This window comes from Parvibaculum sp. (genome assembly GCF_035511255.1).
GTDB lineage: Bacteria > Pseudomonadota > Alphaproteobacteria > Parvibaculales > Parvibaculaceae > Parvibaculum.
This window is the reverse complement of record NZ_DATKFR010000138.1, coordinates 1-8,486: the sequence shown is the minus strand read 5'-3', so window position 1 is coordinate 8,486 and position 8,486 is coordinate 1. Positions and strand designations below refer to the sequence as shown.

General features: G+C 63.2%; 6 protein-coding genes and 1 pseudogene. 3 read left to right on the top strand and 4 right to left on the bottom strand.

Going from position 1 to position 8,486, the window contains the following annotated elements; genetic code table 11:
- Positions 1 to 922: phosphoribosylformylglycinamidine cyclo-ligase (gene purM, locus VMR03_RS04695; protein WP_325402766.1), on the top strand; the 922-nt coding region annotated here is incomplete at its 5' end.
- Positions 923 to 930: 8 nt separating this feature from the next.
- Positions 931 to 1,578 (top strand): phosphoribosylglycinamide formyltransferase, encoded by a 648-nt coding sequence (purN, locus tag VMR03_RS04690; protein WP_325402768.1) that lies wholly within the window; start codon positions 931 to 933, stop codon positions 1,576 to 1,578.
- Positions 1,579 to 1,611: 33 nt separating this feature from the next.
- On the opposite strand, the pseudogene VMR03_RS04685 reads toward purN, so the two are convergent.
- The 3 genes and pseudogenes from VMR03_RS04685 to VMR03_RS04675 all read right to left on the bottom strand — a co-directional run bounded on the left by VMR03_RS04685 (position 1,612) and on the right by VMR03_RS04675 (position 7,135).
- Positions 1,612 to 4,791 (bottom strand): annotated as a pseudogene (locus tag VMR03_RS04685) (efflux RND transporter permease subunit).
- An 11-nt stretch (positions 4,792 to 4,802) separates the two neighbouring features.
- On the bottom strand, positions 4,803 to 5,915 hold the full coding sequence (locus tag VMR03_RS04680; protein ID WP_325402764.1) for an efflux RND transporter periplasmic adaptor subunit: 1,113 nt from the start codon (positions 5,913 to 5,915) through the stop codon (positions 4,803 to 4,805).
- Positions 5,912 to 7,135, bottom strand: a complete 1,224-nt coding sequence (locus tag VMR03_RS04675; RefSeq protein WP_325402762.1) for a TolC family protein — start codon at positions 7,133 to 7,135, stop codon at positions 5,912 to 5,914. The genes VMR03_RS04680 and VMR03_RS04675 overlap by 4 nt, the downstream gene beginning before the upstream one ends.
- 208 nt (positions 7,136 to 7,343) lie before the next feature.
- Here VMR03_RS04675 and VMR03_RS04670 point away from each other — a divergent pair, with 208 nt between their 5' ends.
- Positions 7,344 to 7,838: a hypothetical protein gene (locus VMR03_RS04670; RefSeq protein WP_325402760.1), complete on the top strand. Its 495-nt coding sequence runs from the start codon at positions 7,344 to 7,346 to the stop codon at positions 7,836 to 7,838.
- A 131-nt stretch (positions 7,839 to 7,969) separates the two neighbouring features.
- Here the strand turns inward: VMR03_RS04670 and ndk are convergent, their stop codons facing one another.
- Positions 7,970 to 8,392: a nucleoside-diphosphate kinase gene (gene ndk, locus VMR03_RS04665; RefSeq protein WP_325402758.1), complete on the bottom strand. Its 423-nt coding sequence runs from the start codon at positions 8,390 to 8,392 to the stop codon at positions 7,970 to 7,972.
- Positions 8,393 to 8,486 lie beyond the last annotated feature (94 nt).

Below are 8,486 nucleotides of genomic sequence, written 5' to 3'. Positions count from 1 at the left end.
GACGGGGCTCAAGGACCCGGTGCTGGTCGCCGCCAATGATGGCGTCGGCACCAAGCTCAAGGTCGCCATCGAAGCCGGCATCCACGACACGGTCGGCATCGACCTCGTCGCAATGTCCGTGAACGATCTCGTCGTGCAGGGAGCCGAACCCCTCTTCTTCCTCGACTACTTCGCCACCGGCAAGCTCGACGTCGCCGAAGCGACCGCCGTCGTCGCCGGCATCGCCGAAGGCTGTCGCCAGGCGAACTGCGCGCTGATCGGCGGCGAGACCGCTGAGATGCCCGGCATGTATGCGAAGGGCGACTACGATCTCGCAGGCTTTGCGGTCGGCGCCGTCGAGCGCGATCAAATTCTGCCGCGGGCCGATGTCGGCGCGGGCGATGCGATCATCGGTCTGGCCTCCACCGGCTTCCATTCGAACGGTTATTCGCTGGTCCGCCGCATTGTCGCCGATCACGGCCTCGCCTATGACGCGCCCTTCCCGCATGTCGAGGACGGCAGCGTCACCATCGGCGAAGCACTTCTCGCACCGACGCGCATCTATGTCCGCAGCGTCCTCCGGGCGATCCGCGAAACCGGCGCCGTGAAGGCACTCGCCCACATCACCGGCGGCGGCTTCGTCGAAAACATCCCGCGTGTCCTGCCGGACGGCATCGTCGCCGAAATCGACGGCGACTCCTGGCGCATGCCGGAAGTCTTCCGCTGGATCATGAAGCTCGGCGGCATCGCCGAAGCCGAAATGGGCCGCACCTTCAATTGCGGCATCGGCATGATCGTGGTCGTCGCCGAAGAGCACGCCGTCGAAGTCGCGCGCATCCTCGCCGACGCCGGCGAAACCGTCTACCGCATCGGCCATCTGCGCGAGCGGCGCGGCGACGAGCCCCGCGTCGAGATCAAGGGCGCGCTCGGCAGCCTCGCCTGACCGCCATGATGAAAGTCGGCGTCCTCATCTCCGGTCGCGGCTCGAACCTCCGCTCGCTGGTCGCGGCGACAAAGGAGCCCGGATTTCCCGCCGAGATCGTCATCGTCGTCTCGAACAAGCCGGACGCGCCGGGCCTCGACGTCGCCCGCGAAGCCGGCATTCCGACCGCTGTGGTGAACCACAAGGACTACCCGACGCGCGAAGCCTTCGACGCCGAACTCGACGCGGTGCTCCGCCGCGCCGGCGTCGAACTCATCTGCAGCGCCGGCTTCATGCGCATCCTCTCCGACGGCTTCGTCGAAGCCTGGCGCGACCGCCAGCTCAACATCCATCCGTCGCTGCTTCCGGCCTTCAAGGGCCTGAAGGTCCACGAGCGCGTCATCGAAACCGGCTGCCGCATCACCGGCTGCACCGTGCATTTCGTGCGCCCCGCCATGGACGAAGGCCCCATCGTCGCGCAGGTCGCGGTGCCCGTCCTTCCCGACGACACGCCCGAAACGCTGGCCGACCGCGTCCTCGAAGCCGAACACAAGCTCTACCCGCTCGCGCTCCGCCTCGTCGCGGAAGGCCGCACACGGATCGTCGGCGAGCGCGTCGAGATCGACGGGCAGGTCACGGCGCCACAAGCCCCTCTCTTCGTTCCTCCCGCTCCCTGACTTGACGCGTTCAATACCGAATTCGTGAAGGCGTCAGGCGGCATCTTGCTCATCCCGGGCATGGGCAAGGCGGTAGATTGCGGGCAACACCAGCAGAGTGAGGATCGTGGACGACAGAATGCCGCCTATCACCACCGTCGCGAGCGGGCGCTGCACCTCCGCGCCCGCACTAGTCGCCAGTGCCATGGGCACGAAACCGAGCGAGGCGACAAATGCCGTCATCAGCACGGGCCGCAGTCGCGTTATGGCCCCCTGCCAGATCGCTTCATCGAGAGGGAGACCTTGCGCGCGCAAGTTCTTGATGAAGCTGATGATGACGAGACCGTTCAGCACCGCGACGCCCGACAGCGCGATGAAGCCGACGCCCGCCGAGATGGAAAGCGGCAGTCCTCTCAACGCGAGAGCGGCAACCCCGCCGGTAAGCGCCAGCGGTACGCCTGAGAAGACGAGCAATGCATCCTTCGCCGTTCCAAGGCTCGCGAAAAGCTAGGCGAAGACCAATACCAGCGCCGCGGGCACGACGATGGAAAGACGCTTCGTCGCCGAGACGAGCTGCTCGAACTGCCCGCCCCATTCGAACCAGTAGCCGGGCGGCAGTTGTACCTGCGCCTCCACCGCGTCGCGCGCCTGGTCCACAAAAGAGCCAAGGTCACGCTCGCGGATATTGGCCGAAACCGTGATCCGCCGCTTGCCGTTTTCACGGCTGATCTGGTTCGGTCCAGGCGCGACGCTTATCTCCGCCACCTCGCTCAGCGGCACCACGCGCGGCATTCCCTCGCCGAAGGGCGAGTAGGAAGCCGGAGCGAAATGATCTTCCGGCGCGTGCAAGGGCGGTAGCGGGATGGGCAGTTCCCTCAAGCGGTCCATGTCCTGACGGAGCGTTTCCGGCAGGCGCACGATCACGGGCGTTCGCCAGTCGCCTTCATAGAAGGTACCGGCGCGCGCGCCGCCCATGGCCGCCTGTACGACCGCTTGCACTTCCGCGACGGAGAGCCCGAAACGGGTCGCCACATCTCGCTTCACTTCGATGGAAAGAACGGGAAGCCCTTCGACCTGCTCCACCTGCACCCCGGAGGCGCCCTCGATGCGCTGCACCACGGCGGCCACCTCATTTGCCGAAGCAAGCAGCTTATCCATGTCGTCACCGAATATCTTGATGCCGATATCCGAACGGACGCCCGAGATAAGCTCGTTGAACCGCAGTTCGATGGGCTGCGAGACCTCGTAATTCGCCCCCGGTATGGCAGCGAGCTTCTCATCTATCTCCTGAAGAAGCTCGGCTTTTCGCTTGCGCGGGTTCGGCCATGATGAGCGCGGCTCCATCATGACATAGGCATCCGAGATGCTGGGCGGCATCGGATCGGTAGCGATCTCCGCCGTGCCTGTCCGGGCGAAGACCTTACGAACTTCGGGTAATTCGTGAAGGGCTCGTTCCACCTGCTTCTGCATTTCGACCGACTGCGTGAGGCTGGTGCCCGGCGCGCGCAGCGCCTGCACCGCGACATCGCCTTCGTCGAGTCTCGGGATGAATTCGGTGCCGAAGCGCGTCGCGCCGAGCGCCGCGACGAGCACGAGCGCCGCCGCGGCGAAAGCGACGGATTTCTGGCGACCGAGTACAAAGCCGAGCGCGGGCTGGTAGCCCCTCTGCGCCCAGTGCATCACCGGACTTTCCTTCTCCTCGACATCGCCACGCACGAAGATGGCGATGGCCGCCGGAACGAAGGTAAGCGCCAGCGCCATGGCCGAGAGAAGCGCAAGTACGACCGTGATCGCCATCGGCGCGAACATCTTGCCCTCGACGCCGGTGAGGGTCAGGATCGGCAGATAGACGACCGTGATGATGAAAGAGCCGAACATGGCTGGCGTCATCACCTCGCGCGTTGCATCCACCACCACGGCGAAACGTTCGTTCAGGCCGAGCGTCCGTCCCAGATGTTTTCGTTCCTCGGAAAGATGTCTCAGACAGTTTTCGGTGATGATGACGGCGCCGTCCACGATCAGGCCGAAGTCGATGGCGCCGAGGCTCATCAGATTGGCGCTGACGCGGTATTCCACCATGCCCGTCACCGCCATCAACATGGAAAGCGGGATGACGGTGGCTGTGACGAGCGCCGCCCGGATATTCCGCAGCAGCACGAAGAGCACGACAATGACGAGCACCGCGCCTTCCACGAGATTGTTGCGGACGGTGGAGATTGTCTTCTGAACGAGATCGGTGCGGTTGTAGAGCGTCTCGATCTTCACGCCTTGTGGAAGGCTCCGTTCGATCTGCTCGAGTTTGTCCTGAACGGCGCTTGCCACTTCACGGCTGTTCCCCCCTACCAGCATCACGGCGGTGCCGAGAACGGCTTCCTCGCCATCATACGTCGCGGCCCCGGTCCTCAACTCCTTGCCGAAAGTCACCTCGGCGACATCGTGAACATGGATCGGCCTTCCGTTATGTGTGCCGAGAAGCACCTCGCCGAACTCTGCCACGTCGCCTAGCTGGCCCGGCAGACGGATCAGATATTGCTCGCCGTTCCGCTCGATATAGCCCGCACCCTGATTGGCATTGTTGTCCTCCAACGCCTTCACGACGTCGGCGAAGGAGAGATTGAAAGAAGTCAGCCGGTAGGGATCGGGAACGACATGAATCTGCCGTTCGTAGCCGCCGATGGCGTTCACCTCGACGACACCCGGCACGGTGCGCAATTGGGGCCGCAGCATCCAGTCGTGGATCGCGCGGAGATCGGAAAGCGTATAGGGCTTGCCATCCGCGTTGCGCGCATCGGGCTCCGACGCCATACGGTACATATAGATTTCGCCAAGCCCGGTCGAGATCGGCCCCATCGCCGTTTCGACATCGGGCGGCATCTCGCCGGACACGGCCTGAATGCGCTCGCCGATCAACTGCCGCGCGCGGTAGATATCCGTATTGTCCACAAAGACGACGGTTATCTGCGAAAGCCCATAGCGCGATAGCGACCGCGTATAGTCGAGGCCCGGGAGCCCGCCCATTGCCGTTTCCAGCGGAAAGGTGATGCGTTGCTCCACCTCGACGGGAGAATAGCCCGGCGCCGAGGTGTTGATCTGCACCTGAACATTGGTGATGTCGGGAACGGCGTCGATCGGCAGGCGCGTGAAATTATAGGCGCCAAAGGCTCCGACGAAGGCCACAGTCAAAAGCACCAGCCAGCGGTGCCTGACGCAGAAGGAAACGATTGCGGTTATCATGGTTCATCTCCTCAATGCGAGTGGGCCGCGGCGTTCTTGCCCGCCTCGGCCTTGAGGATGAAGGTGTTGCCCGCGACATAGACTTCGCCCGCCGCGAGCCCGTCGAGAATCTCGACATGCGCCGTATCGCTCCGGCCAACCTTCACCGGCGTTCGCTCGAAGGACCGCTCCTTGCCCGGCACATAGACGAATGTCTCCGCGCCATCGTAGAGGATCGCCTCCCGCTTCACTGTCACCGCCGCCGCGACGGGCTCTTGCTCCACCGAAGCCTTGACGAAAAGGCCGGGCTGAAGATTCCCCTGCGGATTCGCGACCGTCGCACGGGCGAGTACGCTTTGCGTGTCTTGCACGGCGATGGGCGAGACATAGGAAATCACCGCTTCGATCTCGCGGCCGCCATTGTCCGAAGGGAAGACGACGCGTTGGCCCACGCGGACGACGTCGGCATCGTGCCGATGCACCTGGAGGTCGAGCCAAACGACCGAAAGATCGGCGACCACCATCAAGGGATCGTCCGTGCCCGCGAACTGGCCGGGGACGACATTGCCCTGGATGATCCGCCCGGGAATGGAGGCCGCAAGCGGATAGGCGCGCAGGCTCTCATTGCTTTCGATGGTCGCCAGAACCTCTCCCCGCGCCACCTGATCGCCGAGGCGCTTGTTTACGCCGGTCACGATCCCTGGAAAGCGGGGAACGACATGAACGAGCCTGTCGAGATCGGGGCGGATGATACCGAAGAAATTGAGCGAGGGGCGGAGCGTGCCCGGCCCCGCTTCGGTAATTTCAAGTTTTGCGTTGTTGAACTGCGCAGGCGTCAGCGTCACGTGTCCGTCTTCACGCGCGTCGTCGTCATGATCGTGACCTCGTCCGCTTTCGTCATGTCCGTCCCCCTCGTTATGGTCGTGACCGTCATGCGCGCTTTCGCCATGCGCGTCATGCACCTCCTCGCTTTCATTCTCGTCGCGATGATCGTGGCTTTGCTGCGCTGTCTTCTCTCCGCCTTGGTCGAGATCGACGTCGCCGTGGGCCGTCATCGGAGAGAAGACGAGGCCGAGGGCAAGGGCAAGGGCAAGGCTTGCGGCGAGAGCCCGGCGGGCGGGGATTTCCATCTTGGTCGGTTTCATTGCCCGTCTCCTTTGGCCGCTTCCCTTTCGCTAGGAAGGCCGGTCAGAATTTCAATGGAAGCCAATGCGTTGCGGCAGGCGAGAAGGGCTTGCGCTTCCTGCATCCGGCTGTCGGCGTTTGTCTGCAAGGTGTCGAGAAGATCGAGCACACCGAAGCGGCCCGCGAGATAACCCTCCCGGATCGCGGCTGATGTCTTCGCGGAGGCCGGAACCACGGATGCACCAAGCCGTTCCGCCTCGTGGCAGCGGTTCACATAGGTCTCATGTGCTTGCTGCAGCTCGCGGGCGAGCTCAACCCTGATCTGCCGCACGTCGAGATCGGCCTGCACGACGCGGCTCGAAGCGGCGGCGAGATTGCCTTGATTGCGGTCGAAGACGGAGATCGGGATAGAGACCGAAAAGAGCAGCGCACTTTCATCCGTGCCGCCGAAATGGCGCACACCCGCGCCAAGCGTCACATCGGGAAAGGCGTTAGACTTCTCGAGATCGAAAGCCGCGCGCCGCGCGCCGACCATCTGCTGTCCGCCAAGCACCGCCGGATGGGTGTCGAGACTCGTCAGCATCTGGTCCATGCCGGGAAGCGTTTTCGCGGGAACCGCGAAGGTGCCTTCAGCGCGCAGCGGGCGGTAGGACGTTTCCGACCAGAGCGCCAATAGCGCCTGCTGCGCCGTCCTGAGTTCAGCCTGTTTCGCACTCGCCCTGATCTCAGCCAGATCGAGCGCGAGCAGCCCGCGATTGAGATCGGCTTCCGAGGAGGCACCCCGCTCGAAACGTTGCCGCAATGCGGGCACGAGGCCGCGAATTTGTTCGGTCGCCGCCGAGGCCGTCGCCGCATCGCGTTGCGCAGCGAGCAAGCCGTTGAAGGCGTGCGTCACCGCCTCACGGAGACGTCGCTCGACCACATCCCTTTCGGCCGCAGCCACCGCCTCCGAAAGGCGGGAGAGGCGTTTGCGGTTTTCGCGCTTGCCGCCCATCTCGATCCGTTGCGACAGACCAATCGTGACATCGGCCTCATTCGCACCCCGATAAGGGCCTGAGCCGAGCACATTTTCGACCTCGAGGCCGAATTCGGGATTGGGCAGAAGCCTCGCTTGCCGCGCCTCGGCGGCACGCTCGCCGATTGCCTCGAAAGCGACGCGCGCCTGCGTGTTCTGCGACAGCGCAATGGCGATGGCTTCATCGAGCGTTATGGACGGTGCGGCCGGGCCGGAGGCAAGCACCGGCGTTATGAGTCCCGCCGACAAAAAAATGCCGCACAGGTCTCTCCGCCATAGGCGGAATGAACCTTTCATGGATCACCTGTAGATAAAAGACAACGGGCGTCCCCGGAGGGAACGCGGTCTGAAATCAGGCGATCGCTACTTCAGGAGGAGGACCTTCGGGAGAAAGCAGCCGGCTAGCAGCTCGCTCATTGCCGGAAAAGGGAAAATGGATCGCCGCGAGCGCCATCAGAAACTCGCAGCGGTTTGCAAGCGTGACATGCTGGAAGACATGGCAGGTCTCGCAGATCGGACGGGACGTGGAATCCGTCTGGCGCTCCGTTTCCATCGCATGAACGACAACCCCATCTATCGCGCCATGCAACGCGACAGCGGATGTGCCGATGGACAGGCACCCCCACAGAAGGCTGGCGGCAATGAACTGGGTAAGAAACCGAAACATCGTGCGATACTGACTAATTCCTGCGAAATTTCAACCTGTTCTACTCAGCCGGAGGTGACGAAACGCCATGCGCGCGACCAGATCACCTTTGAGCTCTTGAGAATTTCTCCGGGGCATTCGGCGCCGTTCTTGGACAACACCCCTCGTTTCATAACGAGAAACGCCGACAGTGTTACTGTCGGCGTGTCGCTGAATCAATTTACTGTGGGGCCTGAGCGTTACCAGCGGAGCTTTTCATCTGCTCCGTCCTTCGAGAAGTGAACCTTCGGTTCGTAGTTCGGGAGGAGGGTCTTGCTCTTACGCCTCACCCCGAGGAGCCGCGGAACGCGGCATCTCGGAGCATACCTTGGTCAGCCCGGGCCGGCCCCCAAAGGGGGCAGGCCCGTGAGAGTTCAGCCGACGATCTCTTCCGGCTTGAAGAAATACTTGATCTCTTCAGCGGCCGTCTCCGGCGCGTCGGAGCCGTGGACCGAATTCGCTTCGATCGACTCGGCGAAATCCTTGCGGATCGTGCCGGCGTCGGCATTGGCCGGGTTGGTCGCGCCCATGATTTCGCGGTTCTTCGCCACCGCATTCTCGCCTTCGAGCACCTGCACGACGACCGGGCCCGAAATCATGAAGCTGACGAGGTCGTTGAAGAAAGGGCGTTCCTTGTGGACGGCATAGAAGCCTTCCGCCTGCGCCTTCGTCATGTGGATGCGCTTGGAAGCGATGACGCGAAGGCCCGCGCTTTCGAACCGGTCGATGATCTTGCCGGTGAGGTTCCGGCGGGTCGCGTCCGGCTTGATGATCGAGAAGGTCCGTTCGAGGGCCATGCTCAGAGTTCCTGAATTCAAGGGGTTAGGGAATTTGCGCGGGTTATAGCCGGGCTTAATGACTACGGCAACCGTCCGTGCTAAGGAACCGCCC